The sequence below is a fragment of the Kitasatospora sp. NPDC059408 genome (genome assembly GCF_042751525.1).
In the GTDB taxonomy this organism is placed as follows: domain Bacteria; phylum Actinomycetota; class Actinomycetes; order Streptomycetales; family Streptomycetaceae; genus Kitasatospora.
This window is the reverse complement of the sequence record NZ_JBHYWI010000051.1, coordinates 21,225-41,925: the sequence shown is the minus strand read 5'-3', so window position 1 is coordinate 41,925 and position 20,701 is coordinate 21,225. Positions and strand designations below refer to the sequence as shown.

The 20,701-nt window shown below is 67.2% G+C and carries 13 protein-coding genes and 1 tRNA gene; 4 read left to right on the top strand and 10 right to left on the bottom strand.

The features are described from left to right. Positions 1-58: 58 nt before the first annotated feature. On the bottom strand, positions 59-1,066 hold the full coding sequence (locus tag ACFXDE_RS29050) for a DNA cytosine methyltransferase (RefSeq protein WP_380497658.1): 1,008 nt from the start codon (positions 1,064-1,066) through the stop codon (positions 59-61). A 268-nt stretch (positions 1,067-1,334) separates the two neighbouring features. Beyond that, positions 1,335-1,838, bottom strand: coding sequence for a DEAD/DEAH box helicase (locus tag ACFXDE_RS29045; RefSeq protein WP_380497640.1), 504 nt, complete (start codon positions 1,836-1,838; stop codon positions 1,335-1,337). 239 nt (positions 1,839-2,077) lie between these two features. Here ACFXDE_RS29045 and ACFXDE_RS29040 point away from each other — a divergent pair, with 239 nt between their 5' ends. Beyond that, positions 2,078-4,000, top strand: a complete 1,923-nt coding sequence (locus ACFXDE_RS29040; protein WP_380497639.1) for a DNA/RNA helicase domain-containing protein — start codon at positions 2,078-2,080, stop codon at positions 3,998-4,000. Positions 4,001-4,104: 104 nt separating this feature from the next. Here ACFXDE_RS29040 and ACFXDE_RS29035 read toward each other — a convergent pair whose 3' ends face one another. Beyond that, on the bottom strand, positions 4,105-5,034 hold the full coding sequence (locus ACFXDE_RS29035) for a phosphorothioated DNA-binding restriction endonuclease (RefSeq protein WP_380497638.1): 930 nt from the start codon (positions 5,032-5,034) through the stop codon (positions 4,105-4,107). A 246-nt stretch (positions 5,035-5,280) separates the two neighbouring features. Here ACFXDE_RS29035 and ACFXDE_RS29030 point away from each other — a divergent pair, with 246 nt between their 5' ends. Continuing rightward, positions 5,281-5,886 (top strand): hypothetical protein, encoded by a 606-nt coding sequence (locus tag ACFXDE_RS29030; protein WP_380497637.1) that lies wholly within the window; start codon positions 5,281-5,283, stop codon positions 5,884-5,886. Between the two features lie 1,136 nt (positions 5,887-7,022). Here ACFXDE_RS29030 and ACFXDE_RS29025 read toward each other — a convergent pair. Genes ACFXDE_RS29025 through ACFXDE_RS29010 form a run of 4 tightly spaced genes read right to left on the bottom strand, consistent with a single transcriptional unit; the run spans position 7,023 to position 15,444 of the window. Then, complete coding sequence (locus tag ACFXDE_RS29025) at positions 7,023-8,297, bottom strand: Wadjet anti-phage system protein JetD domain-containing protein (RefSeq protein ID WP_380497636.1); 1,275 nt, start codon at positions 8,295-8,297, stop codon at positions 7,023-7,025. Position 8,298: 1 nt separating this feature from the next. After that, the gene (locus ACFXDE_RS29020; RefSeq protein WP_380497635.1) at positions 8,299-12,561 is read right to left on the bottom strand and encodes a TIGR02680 family protein; all 4,263 of its coding nucleotides are present in this window, start codon (positions 12,559-12,561) and stop codon (positions 8,299-8,301) included. After that, positions 12,545-13,822, bottom strand: coding sequence for a TIGR02678 family protein (locus ACFXDE_RS29015; RefSeq protein WP_380497634.1), 1,278 nt, complete (start codon positions 13,820-13,822; stop codon positions 12,545-12,547). The genes ACFXDE_RS29020 and ACFXDE_RS29015 overlap by 17 nt, the downstream gene beginning before the upstream one ends. After that, a complete protein-coding gene (locus ACFXDE_RS29010; RefSeq protein ID WP_380497633.1) occupies positions 13,819-15,444 on the bottom strand; it encodes a TIGR02677 family protein in 1,626 nt (541 codons plus the stop codon). The genes ACFXDE_RS29015 and ACFXDE_RS29010 overlap by 4 nt, the downstream gene beginning before the upstream one ends. Positions 15,445-15,841: 397 nt before the next feature. Between ACFXDE_RS29010 and ACFXDE_RS29005 the strand changes: the two genes are divergently transcribed. After that, positions 15,842-16,003, top strand: a complete 162-nt coding sequence (locus ACFXDE_RS29005) for a hypothetical protein (RefSeq protein ID WP_380497631.1) — start codon at positions 15,842-15,844, stop codon at positions 16,001-16,003. Positions 16,004-16,202: 199 nt separating this feature from the next. On the opposite strand, the gene ACFXDE_RS29000 is transcribed toward ACFXDE_RS29005, so the two are convergent. Continuing rightward, positions 16,203-17,324 (bottom strand): Fic family protein, encoded by a 1,122-nt coding sequence (locus ACFXDE_RS29000; protein ID WP_380497630.1) that lies wholly within the window; start codon positions 17,322-17,324, stop codon positions 16,203-16,205. Between the two features lie 71 nt (positions 17,325-17,395). Here ACFXDE_RS29000 and ACFXDE_RS28995 point away from each other — a divergent pair, with 71 nt between their 5' ends. Continuing rightward, complete coding sequence (locus ACFXDE_RS28995) at positions 17,396-18,664, top strand: tyrosine-type recombinase/integrase (RefSeq protein ID WP_380497629.1); 1,269 nt, start codon at positions 17,396-17,398, stop codon at positions 18,662-18,664. A gap of 394 nt (positions 18,665-19,058) precedes the next feature. Here ACFXDE_RS28995 and ACFXDE_RS28990 read toward each other — a convergent pair. Together ACFXDE_RS28990 and ACFXDE_RS28985 are read right to left on the bottom strand one after the other, a co-directional pair. Continuing rightward, positions 19,059-19,132, bottom strand: a tRNA-Pro gene (locus ACFXDE_RS28990). Between the two features lie 150 nt (positions 19,133-19,282). Beyond that, positions 19,283-20,602, bottom strand: coding sequence for an MFS transporter (locus tag ACFXDE_RS28985; RefSeq protein WP_380497627.1), 1,320 nt, complete (start codon positions 20,600-20,602; stop codon positions 19,283-19,285). Between the last annotated feature and the right edge of the window lie 99 nt (positions 20,603-20,701).

The following is a 20,701-nucleotide window of genomic DNA, read 5'->3' as shown; positions in this document are numbered from 1 at the left end:
TGCGCTGCCCCGCCGCGGGCGTCACCGTCACACCGCGACTCGGGTCACCCCGGTCCCGCTATGCAGGTGCGGGCAGGCCCAACGCCGCCCGGATTGCGAGCCCGAGGGCCCGGGCCACCGGGGGCGGCGACGCGTGCCCCACTTGCCGATAGCGGACCGTCTTCCCACCGGCGAAGGCCCAGTCGTCGGGGAATCCCTGAAGCCGGGCCGCCTGTTCGACCGTCAGCTTCACCATGTCCGTGCCGTCCGGCGAAGGGTCCCAACCGTCCTCGGGCCCAGGGACCCGGTCGGCGACGGTCCCGCCGTTCACCCTCATGCGGGCCCACGAGCGCTTCGATCCGGTCGGGCCCAGATCCGGCCCACCGCGGTTCCAGGAACCTCCGACCAGGGTCGGGGCGATCTCCCGGGCCTGCTCGGCCCAAGCCTCGGCATGCGGCCATCCGCGGGCCGCCATCGAGTCGCCCAACGCCTCCCCCACCGTCAACGGCGGCTCACCGTTCGGTGCCGGCGGCACGAAGTCACGCATGCCGTCGTCCTTCAATGCCACCAGGATCCCCTGCTTGCGGTCCTGGGGCACGCCGTGCCACTTCGCGTTGACGACGAACCAGTCGTACGTGTATCCGAGGTGTCGGAGCTCGACCTCGACCTGGGAGCGGATGGGTTCGTACCCGGGCTTGACGGCCAGCTCGGAGACGTTCTCGATGAGCAGGGCACGCGGCTGCACACCATGCAGGAGCATGACCGTCGCTTCGAGCAGGCGGAGTTCCGCGTCGCTGTCCTCGCGCCCCACCGCCGCACTGGCCTTCACCCGGGGCAGACCGGCCGCCACGAGGTCCACGTCGTAGACCTCCTGGTGCTCCTCCGGAACGAAGTCGAGGAGATCGGCCTCCAGGACGTGCCACTCCGGGCGGTTCAGCCTCAACGTCTCGCAGGCCACCGGACGGTTGTCCAGCAGCAGCACGGGATCGAACCCGGCCTGCTCCAAACCGAGCGCGAGCCCGCCCGCCCCGGCGCACACGGCGAGGGAGGTCAGGCGTTCGCGACGGGACTCTTCCATGATCACCATCTGCACTCGTCGGGAACTCGGCGAAGGCTGACGCCCTGAGCCACCGATGATCGCATCTCCCACCCACACACGTCGATGGTGCGGATGCGCACGACATGTGGTCGGGCAGGGTGGCCACGGATGCCGGCCGCTCACTCTCGGACAGTCGTGGGCGCAGCGAGCTTCCTCGGTGACGGCACGGAGCTTGTCGTCCAGCGATTCGGGCGCGGTGCTCTCGTTCTCGACCAGTGCGGTGGCCGCCGTGCCCCTGTCTTCGTGATCGTCGCTGTCACGCCTGCCACAGGTGCTCCATGCGAGTGTAGGCCAACCCCCGACCGAAGTTCTCGATGTTGTCGGCAACGTTGAGGATCAGGCAGGAGGCCTTCCCGCCATTGAGCTCGCCTCGCAGACCACGACCAATCATCTGGATATAGGTGTTCGGGCTGAAGGTCGGACGGGCGACCACCACGGCACGCACCGCGGGAGCGTCGAATCCCTGAGTCAGCACCTTGAAGTTGGTGAGGACCCGGATACCGCCGCCCCGGAAGGCCGCGATGCGCCTGCGGCGCGTGCTCGGAGGAGTATGACCGTCGATCGAGGCGGCGGTGATGCCCCGGTCCTGGAGCAACGCGGCCAGCACCTGCGCGTGTTCGACCGAGGTGGCGAAGACCAGGACCGGCCAGTTCGCCGGGAGCTGTTCGATCCGGTCCACGATGCGGCGCGTCCGCTCCACGTCCTGCGCCAGCCTCCGAACGACGTCTGCCGGCAGCGCCATCGCGTGAGTGCGCTCCATCTCACGCTCTTGGAGCTCGTCCAGGACACAGGAGGAACCACCGGAAACCGCCTGCGCCCTGCGAAAGCAAAGCGGGATGACAGGATTTGAACCCGCGTTGGCGAAGGCTCAGGTGCTCGGGTACGAGCTCGGGCTCTCCGTTGTAGATTTGGCCCTGTCATCAGCGCGGCCCGCCGGGCTTCCCTCCAGGGACATGCCCCCACCCGCACGAGTCACTTCGTGCTGCCTGGGAGCATTCCTTGCTGTTCCGCGACTCCGCGTCCGCGGTCGCCGCCGAGAGCCTGGCCGGATCACTGTTCGTGCGCCTCATCGACCAGTTCGTCCACAAGCACGGCCACAAGCCCAGCCCGTCCGAGGTGCGTTCGTGGGAGCGGAGCATCCCGGTCCTGACCAATGCTCTGCTGGACGCCGGGCTCGGCATGGTGGAGGTGCTCCTCGAGTACTCGCTTCCGCTCAACAGCAAGCGCGCGGACGTCATACTCGCCGGCGTCCACCCGGGCACGGGCGCACCGTCGTACGTGGTGGTCGAGCTCAAGCAGTGGAGCAGCGCGCTTCCGGAGGACGGCGAGCCGCTGCTCTGCCGGGTCGACGCGTACACCCGACCGGTGCTGAACCCGATCGAGCAGGTCCGCGGCTACTGCAACTACCTGATCTCCTTCAACGGCGCGCTCGCCGCTCATCCCGAGCAGCTGTCCGGCGTGGCCTTCCTCCACAACGCGACTGAGTTCGGCGTCCAGGGCCTCTACGAGGTGCCGCAGGACGAGCGCGGCCAGCTCTTCACCGCCGAGCGCCGCGGGGAGTTCGTGCAGTACCTCCGCTCGAAGCTGAAGCCGGCCTCCGGTGCGGAGGCGGCGGACCAGTTGCTCGCGGGCAAGGTGGCCCCGTCCAAGCAGCTGATGGCGGTCGCCGCCGAAGAGGTCCGCGAGCGCGAGCAGTTCGTCCTGCTGGACGAGCAGAGGATCGCCTACGAGCTGGTGCTGCGCGCGGTCCGTCGGGCGCAGCAGTCCGATCACAAGGAGGTCGTCGTCATCACGGGCGGCCCCGGCACCGGGAAGAGCGTCATCGCGCTGTCCCTTCTCGGCGATCTGTACCGGCGTGGCGTCACGGCTCTACACGCGACCGGGTCCAGCTCGTTCACCACCACGATGCGTCGGGTCGCCGGCGCACGGAAGCGTGCGGTCCAAGACCTGTTCAAGTACTTCAACAGCTTCATGACCGCAGAGCGCAACGGGCTGGACGTGCTGATCTGCGACGAGGCCCACCGGATCCGGGAGACGTCGGCGAACCGCTACACCCGGGCCGCCCAGCGCACCGGCAAGCCCCAGATCGAGGAGCTGATCGACGCCGCCCGAGTGCCCGTGTTCCTGCTGGACGAGCACCAGGTCGTCCGGCCGGGCGAGATGGGCACCGTGGCCCAGATCCGGGCCGCCGCCGCCGTGAAGGGCCTGGACTGCCAAGTGGTCGAACTGGACAGCCAGTTCCGCTGCGGCGGCAGCGACGCCTACCTGCACTGGGTGGTACGCCTCCTGGACCTCGAACCCGGCGGCCCCGTCGATTGGGAGCCCGACGGCAAGGTCGCCCTGGAGGTGGCCGACAGCCCCCAGGAGTTGGAGACGTTCCTGGACGCCCGGCGCGCGGAGGGGTACGGCGCCCGCATGTCGGCCGGATACTGCTGGAAGTGGACCACGAAGGTCGCTCCCGGAGACCCGCTCCCCCTCGACGTGCACATCGGTGACTGGGCCCGGCCGTGGAACGTCTACGGCGACCGCTCGATCGCCGGCGCCCCTCCCGCCGCACTCTGGGCCACCGACCCGGCCGGCTTCGGCCAGGTCGGCTGCGTGTACACCGCCCAGGGCTTCGAGTACGACTGGAGCGGCGTCATCCTCGGGCCGGACCTCGTCTGGCGGACCGACCGGTGGATCACCGACCGGACGGCGTCGAAGGACCCCGTCTTCCGCAAGTCCACCACCGACGCCGACATCGACCGCCTGATCCGCAACACCTACAAGGTGCTGCTGACGCGAGGAATGATCGGCACAGTCGTGTACTCGACGGACGCGGAGACCCGCGCCAAGTTGCGGGACCTGATCACCGGGCAGCAGACGGGCCGGATCGAAGCAGCGCACGACCGCGGCCGATTGCCACTCACCGATCACACGTGAGGCAAACGGGACGAACCAGTCTGCACGGTCGGAAACAGCCGTGCAGGCTGGAGTCGGACGACACATGACCACCGCTGATGGGTCGGCGATCGGACGGCCCGCTCTCAGCCGACAGGAGCCGGACCCAGAGCCGCTCGGGGCGTACCGCGGAAGACCTGTTCGGCGTGCCACTCCCGGTGGCGCCCGGCGACCGATGGAATCCCTGCCTGCGGGCCGATGACCGGCCGCCCGGCCAACGCGAGCACATGCTGCCTGCTGGCCTCGCTGCGTCCGACGAAGCGCTGCGAGACGAGTATGCGGTGCCCCGCGCCCAGGCCCAGGACGCCCTTGTCGAAGAGCTTGTGGTGCAGGGAGCACAGGCACAGACCGTTGTCGACCTCGTCCGGCCCGTCGTAGGACCACCAGCGCACGTGAGCTGCTTCCAGGCCCACCGTGCTCGCTCCCAGCATCCCGTCGTAACCACAGAAGGCACACTGGAACTCGTAGGCGGTCAGGACGAGTTCACGCATCCGCTTGTCCCGCTGCCGTCGCGCCGCCCGCTCTGCTCCGCCCAGGGTGCCGGTCATGCCCTCGGTCTCGACAAGGTCCAGGTCGAGACCGACGGCCTCGCACAGGTCGGTGTGCAGCGACGACGGGAAGTGGAAGTCCAGGAGCACCCGCGCAAGCCGCCCCAGCAGCGCCGGCTCCCTCCGCAGAGCCGTTCGCAACTCGGGCGCGAGCCTTCCGGTCGCGCCGCTGGAGCGGAGGACCCGCACCCCACTTCCAGGGCTCCCAAGCCCATGGTCGGTCCTGACCTCCCAGACACCGTCACTGACCAGATGATGGAACGGGTACGCAGGGGTCGTCGGATGGGACGGCCCGTACTCGTCGAGCAGCCGCTTCAGCTCCTCCTCGACGGCGCTGTACCTCAGTTCACCATCGGCGTCGCGCTGGAAGCTGCCCAGCGCGTACAACAGCAACAACGGTTTGTGCGGCGCCCGAACATCGTTGTTCGTCCACCGCCGCAGCTTCGCCACCCGCTCCAGCCAGTCCATGGCCGCCCAGCGTATTCCGGGACACCGACACCACCTCAGCCTCAGTCCTCCACACTGAAGATCGGCCTGGCGTCGCCGCCCTACACAGGGTGGTCCCAAACTCCTCCCGATGATCCTCCGCCTCACCAGGCAGCACTACCTGCTCCGTGCACCCTGAGATCCCCCGATGCGCCCTTGATCCACCGTGTCGTTCAGCGGATTGTCAGACCCTGAGTTGGTCACAGGACGATCGATCGGGGGATTCTCATGTCGGACGCACACTCCGCCAGTCCGTGGGCACGTACGGTCTTCGGTTCCCTCGCGGCCGAGGTCACGACAATCGTGCCCGCATGCCTTGTCCGGGCCCACGAACGTGCTCAAGGCGGCCACGAAGGCGTTCACACGCAGACGCTCGAAGCGTACGGACACGGGCTTTACGCCGCGCAGTACGAGGAACTATCGGCCGGCCTCTCTCAGCTCCCCGGCGTTGAGCTGGTGCGGCTCCAGGCGCGGACCGTCGCAGTGATCGCCGGCCATGTCATCTACCCCTACCGGTACGCGAAGAAGGACGTGCCCGTGACTGCTGCCAGACTCCGCAGCGCGTCAGGCCTTCGCGCTGACCTCATCCGCAGGCACGGCCCCGACCCACGTCAGGGAGAGCTGGATCTCGACATCGAACTGCCGGATGAGGACGAGCCTCATGCGGATCTCGCCCGCCTCTCGCCGGACACCAAACTTGTTCTCGTCGCCTACGCCTGCTCGCTGACTGACGGCGTGGTCCGCCTGGAATGGGGATCCGCGGAACTTCGCCGCGAAGATCGTTCACTAATCTGGCACCGCCATGAGCCCCTGCCTATCCCGCGGAAGCGCTGACGTGAGACCTCCCAGCGGGTGGCTGCTGAAATTCGACCAGCAGCGCACGGTGGCGGGTTGTGGCGGAGTGATGGCAGCTCCAACGCCATGCTGCGTCGGCGGACGCCGTCGAGGTGCTGCTGGTGTGGTGGAATCTCACCGCCGTAATCAAAAACCACCTCCACCTTGTCCGCCCGGGTCGTCTTCTCGCTGGAGCGGTGCACTGCGGCCACGCGGGCAAGTCTGCCGGAGAGCGCCTCCTTTGAGAGGATCGTGTTCTGCCAATCGGACGGCGCACCGCCACGCCCGCCCGCATCCTGATCGACTCAGAAGTCCCCGCTGGTCGTCGGATCGAAGACGCTGGGGCACTCGACGCTGTCGACCACAGTCAACGTCTACGGGCCCCTGCTCCCGCACGCCACCCGCGATGCGGTCACCGCACTGCGCCAGGCCCTGGACGACGCCTCGCCACCATCCGCCATCCCCAGCGGCGAGTCGCCAGTCCTCTCGAACGCCCCATAGCCGGCCGCGCGTCACGGGACCACAGGCCTGCCATCACCATTCACTCAAACGAGAACAGCGGGTCCGTCATTTCTGACAGACCCGCTGGTCACATACGTCGGGACGACAGGATTTGAACCTGCGACCCCTTGACCCCCAGGGCTTTCTTGTTGCTCAACTGCCCTGAGGTAAAAGTGAGTTGGGACTTCCCGATGGAGATGGCACTGCAAGCAGCTGACAGTTGATCAATGTTTACTTTGCGCACGAGTGTCCGTTTCGGATCATCGGCGTCCATGAGCGCTCATCGCGAATGGTCCCAAAGTGGCCCCAAGGCCGACCGCCCCACTGCTGTAACTGCCCGCAACCGGAATCTGTCGGCCATTCAGCAAGTGGCATCACGCGAGCTCGACGGCCGCCATTTCGGCGGCGCCGGCCAGCCCGCAGGGCAGGCGCCTGCCGGCGGATCAAGGTCGTCTACCCGCCGACTGCGGACTGTGATCTTCCGGGCGGTGTGTCGTCTTGAGCGTGTCATCTCCAGACGGTTCTGACGTGCCTCACGCACCGCCCCGCACTCTCTGCCACCACGCCCGGCACGGCGGCGAACCTTGGTCCCGGAACCACCCGGTCCGAGAGAAGGAGCACCTGACGGAGTGCCCTCATTCTCGCCGAGCAAGTTCGTTGAGCCATCGATGCAAGTGGGGAAGTACCTGCTCGTGGAGCCCTTCCTGCTCGCAGCGCATCCCCCCGTGGGCGACGATCGTTGCGACGAGCCCTTTGAAATACGCCGGAACGGATTCGGACATTGCCTGGGCAGCAGTTCGCCAGCGTTCCAACTCGGCTGGTTCTTCCTCAAGCTTGCGACCGTTGCGGTAGAGGACCGCGTCCATGCCGATCGGCCGGATGGCTCGGTTGCTCTTCTCTGCGAGGTTGAGGATGATCCCGACGCCCGGAGGGTCAAGGTCGCCCCAGGCCGCGATTGGAAGGGAGGGCGGTACACGATGGCGCAGGAAGATCGCCAGCGCGTCAGAGGCGAAGCCCCCGGTCCAGATGCACAGCCACTCGGTGGGGACAGACGTGCGGGAGGAGACGGCCTCGAAGGTCTCCTGGTTCTCGATCAGCAGGACCCCGACGGCCTGGAGGTCCAGCCGGCCGTCCCGGGCCGCGGCTCGGCCGGGCAGTTCGATGAATGGCTCGGCCAGGGAGAGGTCGGCCACGAGTCCCTGGCGGTGCCATTCGGCAGGACCGGTCATCCGCAGGCCGGTGTCCGCCGTATGGACGGCATCGCTGAACGGTCGTCCGATCAGATTGGAGAAGGCGGTTTTGGATGCATCGGTCCACTGCTTGCTTCCGCCGAGGGCTTGAGTCGCGAGTTCGCGCTCGCCGTACTTCCAGCCACGGCTTGAGCCCCGGTACCACTCCGCCGCGGCTCGCACGGCGGCGTAGTAGGTGGCCCAGTGGCTGGTTCCGGTGCGTGTGCCGGCCGGGGCGAGCCTGCGGTTGTCATCCGGAAGCGCCTCGAGCAGGGAGTGTTCCGTGGCGAGCTCCGGCACATCGGCCATCGCGGCCATCGCCTCGGCGCGTTCCCTGTTCACCTTCTGGCGTTTGACGATCGAGCGGTAGCGGGCTTGGCCGCGTTTGGTCCTGATCGGTCCATCCGCACCGATGAGGAGTTGCCTAAGGGGCAGCGCATGGAGGCTGCCGCGAAGTACCGCGTCGGCGCGCCCGAGGTGGATGCCCTGACTGGTAACGGCACCAGTACCGAAGAGGTCGACCAGGTCGGCACGTTCGCGCGCAGTCAGGCGCATGCGCATCGGGCGGTCCAGCTTCCCCCCGTTGGCGACGCGCTCACGGGCCAAGGTGCAGAGGAGCCTGCCGCCCGGTGTGGCCACCCACTCCGCGAGATCGGGGTGGAGTACGACGTGAGCGCGCATGTCAGTCCAGGTCCGTTTCGCTGATCGGGTCGTCCTTCCGGTTGTGGTGGTCGTCCTCGCCCTCGGCGTCGAAGACGTCTTCCTCGTCGTCCGGGTAGAGATCCTCCCCGTCCGCCTCTTCGGGGTCGTCGAGGTCATCGTCATCAATGCCGAAGTCCAGTCCCGCACCGCCGATGAGTGCCGGATCAACCATGACATGGCGTCGAGCCCCGTCCCAGATGATCGGTGTGGTCAGCACACCTTCGGTCTGGGGATCACGGAAGAGTTGGTAGGTCGCGACTCCGGGGACCTCCTCGTAGAAACCCCACTCGTCGTGGCTCGCCATGACGAAGTCCAGGTCGAGCTCGACGAGCAGACCCATGCACTCGCCCCGCATTTCGGCATCGATACCGGCGAATGCCTCATCCAGGTAGACAGGACGGGGAGCAGTGGGTGCCGCGCCGGCGTAGTGGGCGGCGGCAGCAGCGAAGAGCGGGAGTTGCAGCATCACGGCTTTCTCCCCGCCTGAGCCCTTGCCGTGCATGCCGGAGTCGATGTCGACCCACTTCTGCTGCGGTCCGGTCTTGTACTGGACGCGAATACGGCTCCAGGTCCGGTAGTCGAGAGCGGCCCGCAGATGGGCCTTCCAGTCGGTCCCGCCCTCCGCCTCGCGAGCTGTCGCGATCTGCTGGCCCAGGAACGTGATGAGGTGCTCGCGTGCGCTGTCGGGAAGGAACCGGCTTGCCTGCTTGTCCAGCGTGTCCAGAGCCTCCCTGGTCTCTCGGCCCTTTTCAGGGTCCGGTTCCCAGACCAGTCGCATGACCTGCCCGGAGGCGGTACGGCGCAACCCGAGTAGACGATTCATCTCGTCGACCAGTGCCCTGGCTCCAGCACGACGACGGCGCAGGTGGTCGCCGACCTGTCCGAGGAGGACCTCGGTGAAGAGGTCGTGCTCGCTCGTATCGAGGAGGCGAGTACGTTCGCGGACCTCCGTCTCGACGACCGCCAACGCCTGGGTGATCGTGTTGCTGCGACCGTTGTGGATCAGCCGGACGGTGACCAGCCGGTCGTCGTTGCCGCTGCGGACAGTCCAGTCCTGGCCGGCAAGCTCCCGTTCGAGCTGGTGCCTGGCCTGGTCGACGTCGTCGCGTGACTGGTCGAGAGCGCTCTGATCGCCTGGATCGTTTGCGAGTTCGGGAAGCAGCGCCCTGGCACGAACAGCGGCGCTCGCTTCAGGGTCTGGTCCGGTATGGTCGGCAGACACCAACTCCGTGAAGCCGAGCTGCTGGAGTTTGTCGTAGTCGGCGGACCGGTCGATCAGCGATTCCTTGCGCTGCTCAACGAGTTCGAGCTTCTGCCTGTGGGTCTCCTTGCGCAGGACTACCTGCTCCTTGACCTGGTCGACTACCTTGCCATTGATGTCCTCCTGCTTACCCGTCTCTGTGAGTTCTGTCTGGGTGGCGGCCAGCTCCGCCAGCACGGCATCGACATCCGCGCCGACCATGCGGTGACGCACCTCGTACTGCTCGCGCTTCTGGCGGGCGTCCCGGACTGCCGCCTTCTGGTCCTTGTCGACTACGGTCAGATGAACCTGGCAGGTGTTCAGGAGTGTGTCCGCGTCCTTGCACTGCTGTGTTTGGTGAGCCCAGGCCGCGACCTTGCGGAACAGGGCGTCAAGGCTCGTGCGGTACTCCTGCAGTGCGTGTTGCTCGGAAGCCAGTGCGTCCAGCCGGGTGGCGGTCCCGCGTTCCCATGCGTAGCGATCGAGATCAGTTCGGGAGTCCTCCAGCTCCTGCCGCCGCTCGGCCACGGCTGCCTCGTCGAGTTGTCGTTGTTTGTCATGGGCTTCGAAGACCTGCCTTGCGGTCGCCAGTTCCTGCTGGCAGCGACGCAGCGGTAGATCGAGACCGGCCGCATCCTCGTACTCGGAGGCGAGGTCGTCCTGACGCCCGCGAGTGGCTTTGAGCTGCTCGTCCAGCTCGAAGAGCAGGACATCCAGAGCAGCGATCTGCTCGTCGAGTGCCTTCAAGCGGCGCTGGCGCTCCGCTTCGCGGGCCGCGGCGCCGATGTAAGCGGGCTGCGAGGCGGTGGTCCGGCCATGGGCGGGTCCGATGCGCCAGGACCCGTCGGCAGCGATCCAGTCGCCGGGAGGCCGCGGGGCATCTGGTTGGGCGAGGGCGAGACCTGCGAGGACGCTGGCGGTCGCCTCGGCGGGGACCAGCGGGTTGTCGACCGGCTGCAGGACTGTCGTGAGCGAAGGTCCGGGAACTGGCGCACGGTTGGCTGGGAGGAAGGTGTCGAGGGTCGTGCTGCCGAGGACAGCGCCTGAGGAGGTGACCCAGGCGTCGAGAATGCCCGAGCCGAGGAGCGCGGCCTCCAGCCCGGTCTTCTCCGAGTCACTGAGGTGTGGGACGAACTCCAGTAGCCTCCACAGCGGTGCCCCGTCGGTGGCCGCAGTGCGGTCGCGGCGCTGATGGGGCGGTGGGGGCGGGAGTGGATCGGTCTCCTGAGCCACCCGCAGACGAGTCTGTGCCAGCGTGTTGTGATCGTCCGTAGCGCGCCTCTGGTCGCTCGCCAGACGGGCTTCCACGACTGCCAGTTGCTCGTGCCGGCGCCTGGCTAGGCGGGTGAGTTCCTGTGCCAGCGTGGAAGAGCCAGGTAGACCAAAAGTCGGTACGACCGTGTTCAGCGAGGTGTGCTCGTTGTCCGTCAGTCTGAACTCGCGGCAGCGGTCGCTCCAGTCGGAAAGGCCTTCACGGAGCAAGGAGATTTGGTTGGATAGTTCGTCCTCATGGTCGCCCATGGCCTTCTTCGATTTGTTGCAGAGTGCCCTGCTCTTCTGGAAGGTTCCATCGGCCTGGTCGAAAGCGGTCTGAGCCTTCTGGACAGCAGTTGCGAGTTCCACGGCTCGTTCGAGAACACTGGCACGGGCCTGTACATGGCCGATCAGTGTGGCCTCGGCCTCCTGCGGCTCTGTGCGGATCCCGGGAACGTGTTGGAGGTGGGTGTCCTCGATCCGGGTCTGTGCCGCACGGGACAGGGACACTTCCTCGGCTCTGCCCAGTGCGTTCACCGCATCGGTGAGGTGTTGCCTCTTCTCGTCAGCGGCTGACGCGGCGTCGGTTACCGCGGCTGCGGCCTCGTCGTACCGCTCCTGCAGTTCGGGGAGTTTCGCCTCGATCTCCTCGGTTTGTTCCTGCAGCCGGGAGAGGAGTTCGTGCTGCTCCATCAGCGGGTTGACACGCAACTCCCCAAGAGCAGTCTGAAGCTTCTCTCGCCGTGCCTTGAGTCGCTCCCGCTCCTGTGTGGCCTGCTCAAGTGCCCTCTCGGCAGCGGCCAAATCCTTGGACGCCTTGTCGCGGCCACGTGTGGCTTCGTCAAGCGACTGTTCGGCCTTGAGTACCTGGTCAGCCAGACTCCGTGTCCAACGCCGTGCATACCTGGTGTACACGGACCGGAATGCCTGCATGCCCAGGAGGTGCCGCTTCTGCTGAGCGAGGTCCTTACGGTCACGGGCCAACTGGTCGAAACGGACCGCGAGGTCGTCCAGGAGCGCGGTGCTGACCGGCGGGAGGCCGTTGCTGAGCATCCGGCTGAGCTTCTCGCCGTTGAAGTTCTCGCTGAGCTTGGGCTTGCGGAGCACGAGGAGCAACTCCACCAGGGAGGCCAGCCTCCCGGGGCTGAAGCCGAAGAGGCATTCGGCGACGGCAGCCCGGTACTCGCGGCGATCCTCGAAGACGCTGTGGGCGCCGAGCCGGGCTTCCAGTTGCTTCCGCAGATGCGGCTGCCGCTGCTCATTGAGTAGGTCGAAGTCCTGGCCGACGCGCTTCGCGGTGACAAAGAACCAGGGCTTGTGCAGCCCGCCCTTCACGGAGGTGCTGGCCCGCATACCGATGCCGATGGTGACGTACTCGTGGCTGCCATCCTCGGCGACACGCCCGTACTCGCACCAGCTGTAACCAACGCGCTGGCTGCGCCCGCGGTGCAGGAGGTTGTCCCGCATCGGGCGGGCTGTGGAGCCGAACGGGTCCAGCCGCCGGGCACTGAGGACCGCATCCAGCAGGAGTGGACTGGTGACCTCCATCACCTTTGTCTTTCCGGCCCCGTTCCGGCCGCGCAGGATCAGGCCATGACCGTATGAGACGAACTCCTGCTCCTCGTACTCCCAGATACCGATCAGGCCCAGGCGGAGCTGTTGGAACCGCTGACGTTCCGGTACAGGCAGTGCGCCGTCGAGAATTCGCTGCAGGACCGTACTCGGCGATCCGTCACTCGGTTCCGTCACCGTGGGGGTCTTCCATCTTCGAAGGGCGGACAGTCGATGGCGAGCCCTGCTCGGACCCGTCTGGCTCAGGGCCGAACAGCAGCAGCGCCTCTCCGTGGACACGGGCACCACGTCCGGTGGGATCGCGGTATCGGGCGACAGCGGCACGGACCCGGATGCCGTCCTCATGGGGGTCTACAAGGCCGAACTGGACCAGTACCGGAAGCGCGTATCGGAGCGTGACGGTGGCATCGACGGTCTTGCCTTCGATCTTCGACACGACGCGACTAATCTTCGCGGCCACCAGATCGGCCAGTTCGAGGAGGCGGTCGCCCCGGACCGTGAAGCTCGTGCCGGTGCCCGCGTTCGCCTCGCCGGCCAGCAGATCGGCCAGCGCCAGGGCAGCGACGGATGCAGCGCTCGCCGCAGGAAATTCCAGGTCGGAGAAGTCCTGGTCCACAATGGCCAGACCGTCGGCGCGGACTTCCACGCGGGTGTCCAAGCTGAGGCGGAGGTCGGCTACGAGTTCGTCCAGATGCTCGGCGAGGTAGATCCGCTGGGCAGCCGGCAGGTCATCGGCGTACACGACAGGATGATCGACGAGTCGGCGCATGACAGCCTGCCGCAGTTCGCCGTCCGTGGGTTCGTGGCCTGCGAGATCGCCGTCTTTCACGCGCAGCAGGCCATCCGGCCCTTCAGCCAGGCTGGGCGGCACGGGGCAGGCTATCGCGAAAGCAGCCGTGCGATGGTCGATGTCGTAGACAGCGTTTCCGCCGCCGGTGACGTAGGCCTGTTCGTGGTCCGCCGTGATCCCGGCGTCCCGGGTGGGCACCAGCACACCGTCATCAGTGAGGCGCCGAATTGCGGCGATCAGGTCGCGGCGCTCGCGGGTCATCGTCGCGTCGAACCGGCGGATCGAGCTGCTCGCAGTGGTGAGCGCGGTGACGCGGTCGGCGAGCTCGGTGATGATGGTCTGCTGCCCGCAGTCCATCAGAACGGCCAACACCATGCAGTACAGCGCGCACTGCCGCGCTGTCGGAACCGAGGGATCGGGGAAGCGGCCTGGATCCTCGGGGACCTTCAGCAGTCGCACGCGGTCTCGTTCCACCAGTAGCGGCCAGCCGAGTCGGTGGTCGAACCAGGCCCGGAGCTCCTCCTCGTGCTGACGGGCCTGATCGATCAGCCGTCCACGCCGGCCCCGTCGTCGCAGCGTCGGATTCCGCAGTAGCGCGCGGATCACTTCACGACACTCGTGGCCGTCCTGTCCCGCCCAGTTGCTCACCTTCTGCCCCGCTCGTTCAGCGACAGTGTGAGCTGGAAGTCCCTGGTGCTCAGCCGCCCGCCGCGAAGCCCCACTCCGGCTCCGGCACGTTCGGTCAGTGCGGAACCCAGGGTGACGAGAAGGCGCCCGTCTGGTGTCCGGGCACGTCGGATGCCGCCGGCTCGGCCTCGCACCGATAGCACCAGGGACAGGCAACCGAGAAAGACCTCAGCCTCGGCCGCGTTCAGCTGGCCAAGTTCCGACAATCTGACTGGCCCTCTGGCGGCGAGCGACCTCTCTGCGGCCTCCACGGTTGCATGCTCTTGCTGCTGCCGTGCAGCGAGCAGGCTTTTCGTGCGCCGCGGGTTACGGATGCGCGGCAACGGCCCCGAGTCCGCTCGGGGTCCCCGGGTCCGGAGCTCGGCGGAGACCGGAGCGGGGTCGCTGTTCCACCAACTGGTCTCGGCCTGCAGATCCGTGCCAACCTCTTGTGCCCCGGGATGACCGAGATGGCGAGCGGCGTAGTTCCCAAAGGCCGTGCGCCAGAGGGCGGTGGACTCATGCACGCTGCTTGCCCGGTCGAAGCTGTCGAACCAGCCAGCCAAGGCCACCAGGTCGGCCGTGCGGCTCGCCCGGCGGAATCTCTGGTCGTTGATGTGGCCAACGGTGAGGATGATGAAGTTGATTGCATCGGAAGCGCGATCGAGAAGTAGTTCCGCAACCGGTGGTCGATCGGTGGTTGGCACGAACCACCGGCGCAGGCCATTCCACCGCTCGCGCATCCGTTCCACCTCACGGTCAACGGCTTCCTCATGGCTCAGCCCGAGGACCGGAGCGGTTTCCAAGGCGGCGAGTTCCCCGAGCCTCGACAGCAGCCTCGCCCTCTCTGCCTGGGTAATCAGCTTGGCGATCAGAGGAGAGCTCTGATGCAGCACCACGGTGAATGAACGCAGGTATCGGACCACGATGTTCTTGTATCCAATGAAGGTCTCTGGGTCGCGGATTTCCTCAGAAGCGAGAGAGCCGTTGAGGCCCTGGACGAAGAGCTTCGCGTCCTCCGAAAGTCGCGCGAACCCGTTGGTGGTCGTCCGGAAGGCGCCCAGTGCCGCCTCCAGGTCCTCCTCACCTGGGCGCAGGGCGCGGACCAACGCGGCAAGGGATGTGAGGACCTCCGGCAGCATCGAGGACTGCAGTGCACCAGCATCAGCCATGTCCTGGTCGATCCGGGTCATTTCGCGGTGGACCCGGGCGCCGGCTGACGTCAGCTGGTACAAGAAGTCTCGCTGGAGATACTCCTCCGGCGTGGCGATCCGCCGGGTGTTGTGGATGCGGTCCACGTTGCCCCACCGGTACAAGTCATCCAGTAGAGCGTCGACGGAAGGGAGTTGTGCTAGGAGTTCCGGTTCGACCGACAGTGTTTCCTGAACTCGCTGAACAACCTCCGTCGTACTGAGGTGGATTCCCAGTCGAGCTTCCTCGTCCAGCAGTACATCCAGTACCACGCGGTAGAAGAGCGCTTTGTCGTGGTTCAGATAGGCAACGACCTTCATGCGCCCGCCGAACACGGATACCCCCTGCCATCGCACCCCATCAAGATCATCTAGATTCACAGCGCTGTAGCTGCGGCCCGGAGGATCGTTCATCTGGAGATTACGCCGCTCGTGCGCCGGCTGAGGCCGGTTCGGCTAATTTCCGATGCACAGGCCATACGTGCGAGAACGAAGCTATGGCTAGTTCGATCAACTGGCGACTCACGCCTGCGGCTCACCTGCTCAACTGTGAGCTGACGGCAATAGGGATGCCTCGCTCAGCTGAGTTGGAGCCAGACCTGCGTAGCCAGCAGAGCGCCACGGCCCCGATGGCCGACGTCTGGGCTCGACCACCTTCGGCACAGGTAACAGGCCCGGCTGCACCAGCGAGTGTCTGGACGCCAAGGGCAACGGTCGCGCCAACCTCAACCCGTCGGCCAGCGGCCATGCGCGGGCAGCCCAACCAGTCCTGGCCCTTGCCCGGTGACGGAACGTTCTAGGTCTTCGGCCAGTGCCGGGGACGGTGCTGCACAACGGCACCACCGATGGCACCCTGCTCAACCCGCAGTCCGCCAAGTGCCTCAACACCCCTGACTTCTCCCTCACCAGTGCCCCGCTGGCCATCTGGGACTGCAACGCCACCACCAACCAGGTCTGGATCCTGCGCGCTTGACGGGCTGGGACCTGATCCGGCGCCGGTGACCGCCGGCCCCTCGGCAACACCGACACAAACGGGCTATCGACGGTTTGGGCTTTACCCCGGCCCTGTGGCCACCCATGAACTGCGGCTCTGATCCGTGAACGTAACGAACGCCGGCTGGGACGGCACTCCGCCACCAGGGTGCCGAGTCCTCTCTTACTGCGGACAACACCTACGTGTACGGGTCGCGCAGCGGTCGGGGCTCGCGCACCCCGCGGGTGATCGCCTCGGGGAGGTCCAGTCCGGCGGTGTAGTAGCGGCCCTGAGCCTCGCCCTTCGCAGCGAGCCAGCCGACTCGGACGAGTTCGCGGATGTCGCGCTGCGCCTGCTGCTCGCTCAGCTCGGCGTCGGCCTGGTAGGTGGCGCGGCGGACTCGGTTGCCCATGGCGGCGGGGTAGAGGGCGTAGAGCATGCGGTCGGGCCAGCCGCGCTGCTCGACGGCTTCGTCGAGGCCACTCCAGACCTCACGGGTGGTGTTCACCTGGCGTTCGACGGTCTGCGCCTGCTGATGGTGGGCGCGCAGGCAGAAGCGGACCCAGGGGAGGGTGTCACGATCGGGGGTCCAGACGGGGCCGCCGACCTCGGCGAGGATGTCGTAGTAGCGGTAGGTGTTGCGGGCCCGGCCTAGCCACTCCTCGATGCTGGAGAACTCCGGCGCCATGATCCCTTCGCGGGCGAGGACTAGCGTGTGAAGGGCGCGGGACATCCGGCCGTTGCCGTCCGACCACGGATGAATCGCCACCAGGTTCAGGTGCGCCATCGATGCCCGCACCAGCCCGGGTGCGTCCAGGTCGCCCTCGTTCAGCCACTCCACCAGCTCACTGGTCAGTTCCGGCAGTTGCTGGCTATCGGGGGCGGTGTAGGCAGCGATCGTCGGGTCCTCAGCGGAGGTCACGTACACAGGCCCCGAGCGCCACCAGCCGGGCCGTTTGATCAGGTGGTGGCCCTGCATCATGAAGTGCAGCGCGTTGAGCAGGCCCTTGCTGTAGGCGAAGTCGTCGCCCGCTTCGGCGAGGCGCTGGATGTAGGTCATCGCCTGCCGATAGCCCTCAATCTCGGCCGTGACGATGTCGTTCGCATCGATCGGCGCTTCGCCGACCATGATGTCCTCGACGTCCGACACGCTCGCGGCGTAGCCCTCGATCGTGTTCGATCCTGCGATCGCCCTCGCCGTGAGATTACGCCGCAGCTGCCCTTCCCAGCGACGTGAAGTGCGCAGATGGAGACGCAACCGGTCGCGCATCTCGTCGATCTCCGCGAGGACGGACTGGTCGATGTCCTGCAGCGATGGCACACCATAGAGCATGAAGCAATGACACCATGACGGCATCAAACAAGCAAGGTGAATCGGCGCAACCATGGTGCATGAGTACTTCAACGCATCCCTGGAAGTCAGCCACCCCGGACCCGTTCAGCGAGATCACCACCGCCGACCTTCCGGCCCCTCCAAGCGGCTTGCGCTCGCAATACTGCACTTCGCCGCTCACCAGCCGCCGCCCGCCGGCCTCCCAGGCCACCCCAGCCCAGACACAGGCCTGGGCCAGCTTCCTGGCAGGGGCTGTCCACAATGGGCTCGACCCGACACTGGTCACCCAATGGCTGACCATTCTGGCCGACGCCACCGGCAGCCCTGTCCTCCCGTCTCTGGCCTCCATGCCGTTGGGTGACTACGTCAACCTCCGCTTCCCGGTCATCCTGACCGGGCTGGAAACCACCACGCACGCCCCATACCTCGCCGGCTGGCACCTGCGGATCGAGCCCGAGCTCGGGCGGCTCCCCCTCCGCCTGATCACCACCGCTCTCATCACTGCGGCAGTTTTCGGCTGGATCGCCGATGGCTGCAGCCGCTCCACCATCAAGAACACCCTCGCCATGCTCTCCCGCATCTTCGAGCAGGCCATCGTGGACGGCATCCTCGAACGCAACCCCGCCCACATCACCGGCTGGCAGCGCGAATACCAGCAGGTCGAAGACGAACTGCGGGACCCCCGTTCCCTCGCCCTGCGCGACTGGGACGCCCTCACCGAACTCGCCGATGCCCTGGTCGCGGCCTCATACAACCGCTATCGCGGATGGGGTGATGTCGTCGTCCACAGCGCCTGCACCGCCACACGGATCGGCGAGGTCTCCGGAGTCCGGGCCCGCGACATCGATACCGACAAGTGGCTCCTGACCTGCCGCCGACAGACCACCCCCGCCCCCGGCGGGCTGGTCGACAAGCACACCAAGGGTAGGGTCGCCCGCCTCATCCCGATCATCGAACCATTGCGCCCGCTCATCATCAGGCGGCTCCAAGCGACGCGAGGCGACCCGGACGCCCGCCTCTACACCGGCCCGCGCGGCGGTCGCATCAGCACCGCAGTCCTGCGCGACGCCACCCACTGGGACGACGTCACCCGGGACCTCGACTACGAACACCTGCGCCGCCACGACCTGCGCCACACCGGCCTGACCTGGATGGCCGACGCCGGCACCCTTCCGCACATCCTCAAGGAAATCGCAGGCCACCGGCTCATCACCACCACCCAGCGCTACTTCCACCCCGACGTGCTCCGGATCCTGGAAGCCGGCCAAGCCCTCACCCATCACCTCGAGAAGCTACAACGCGACGGCCAGATCACCCGCCGCTGGTAACACGCCGTAACTGCCATCGCCTCGAAATGGCCGCTGACAAGCCGCTCCGATGCTGCCCGAATCACACCACGGCAAGCAGTAGGCGCCAGAAGGGCCTTAGAAATGACCCGATATGAACCAGTTTGACCCACTTGACCCGCGGCCGGCGCGCTTGACCGAAGGTCAAGTGCGCCTCCACACCTCGCTCCAGCGAAACGGCAAGGAGGTCTCGCACTTCACCTTGAGATCGAAGAACAATCCGCACACCAGCCACTGGAGCAACGAGTGGCGAGGAATCTGCAGCCAAACCTGGGGACCATTTTGGGACCACTCGGGACCAAAAAACGGGCCCCGAAAACCAGAAAGAGCGGGCACTCGGTTTCCCAAGTACCCGCTCTCACAAGCGACTTCACAGTCGGGACGACAGGATTTGAACCTGCGACCCCTTGACCCCCAGTCAAGTGCGCTACCAAGCTGCGCCACGTCCCGTGGTCTCGGTGCCGGGCGGCGGGGCCTGGGGGGCTCTGCCGGTCGGCTTCTCGACCTTGTCTCCGGTTGTCCCGGCGACGTGGAAAACAATACAGCACGTGGAGGGGTGCTCGCTGCCGGGTTTCGAGGTGGGGCGGGGCGGGGGGTTGATCAGGGCGTCGGGTGGCGGGCGTCGTAGGTGAGGAAGGCGGGGCGGCGGGCGGCGAGGAGGAGGACGGCGGCGACGCAGGCGAGGCCGCCGGTGATCACGGAGGTCGCGGGGCTGGTGAGGGCTGCGACGGCGCCGGACTCGAAGTCTCCGAGGCGGGGGCCGCCCACGACGACGACCATGAAGATGCCCTGGAGGCGTCCGCGCATCTCGTCCGGGGCCGCGACCTGCATCATCGTGCTGCGGAAGATCATGCTGACGGTGTCGGCGCAGCCGGCGAGGGCGAGCAGGAGGAGGCCGAGCCAGAGGTTGTGGAGCAGGCCGAAGGTGGCGATGGCGAGGCCCCACGCGGCGACGGCGGCGAGAACGGCGACGCCCTGGCGGTGGATGCGGGCGACCCAGCCGGAGAAGAGGGCGCCGATCAGGGCGCCGACGGCTGGGGCGGAGACGAGGAGGCCGACGGTGCGGGCGTCGCCGCCGTAGAAGGTGACGGCGATGGCGGGGAAGAGGGAGCGCGGCAGGCCGAAGATCATCGCGGCGAGGTCGGCGAGGAAGCTGGTGCGCAGGTTGGGCTGCTCGCGCAGGAAGCGGAGGCCGTCGAGGACGGAGGCGCGGGCCTTGCCCTCGCCGAGTGGCCGCATGGCGGGCAGGCGCCACATCGCGTAGAGGGTGCCAGTGAAGGCGACGGTGTCGACGAGGAAGGCCGACTGGGCTCCGTAGGCGCCGATGAGGAGTCCGCCGAGCATGGGGCCCACGGTCATGCCGAGGTTCATGCTGACGGTGTTCAGGGCGTTGGCCGCGGGGAGCTGGTGGGACGGGACGAGGCGCGGGATCATCGCGGAGCGTGCGGGCGAGCTGAGGGCGAAGAAGCAGGCCTGGGCGGCGACGGCGGCGTAGAGGACGGCGACCTGGCCGAGGCCGGCGATGGCCTGGACGGCGAGGACGGCGGAGACGAGGGCCAGGCCCGCGGCGCCGATGAGGCCGAGCTTGCGTCGGTCCACGCGGTCGGCGATCACGCCGCCGTAAAGGCCGAAGGCGATGAGCGGGACGAACGAGAAGAGGCCGACCACGCCGGTGGCGAAGGCGGAGTGGGTCAGGTCGTAGACCTGGACGGAGACGGCGACGGCCGTCATCTGCTGGCCTATGGAGGAAACGGCCTGGCCCACCCAGACCCGCCGGTAGTCGGCGTGGTCGCGCAGCGGGCTGAGGTCGGCGAACGCCCGCCGGTACCAGGGGGCGGCGGCCTCCGGGGGCGGCGGGACGGGGTCGGCGGGCGGCGAGGCCTCTGAAGGACGCGTTGATGAATGATGGTCGTTCGGCACAACCGTCCATGTTCCGCCCCGCCGTCCGCATGCTCCCCACCGGGGCCCGGACGAACAGCCGCCGGGGGCCGGACGAGCGGCCACCTGCCCCGGGAGAGC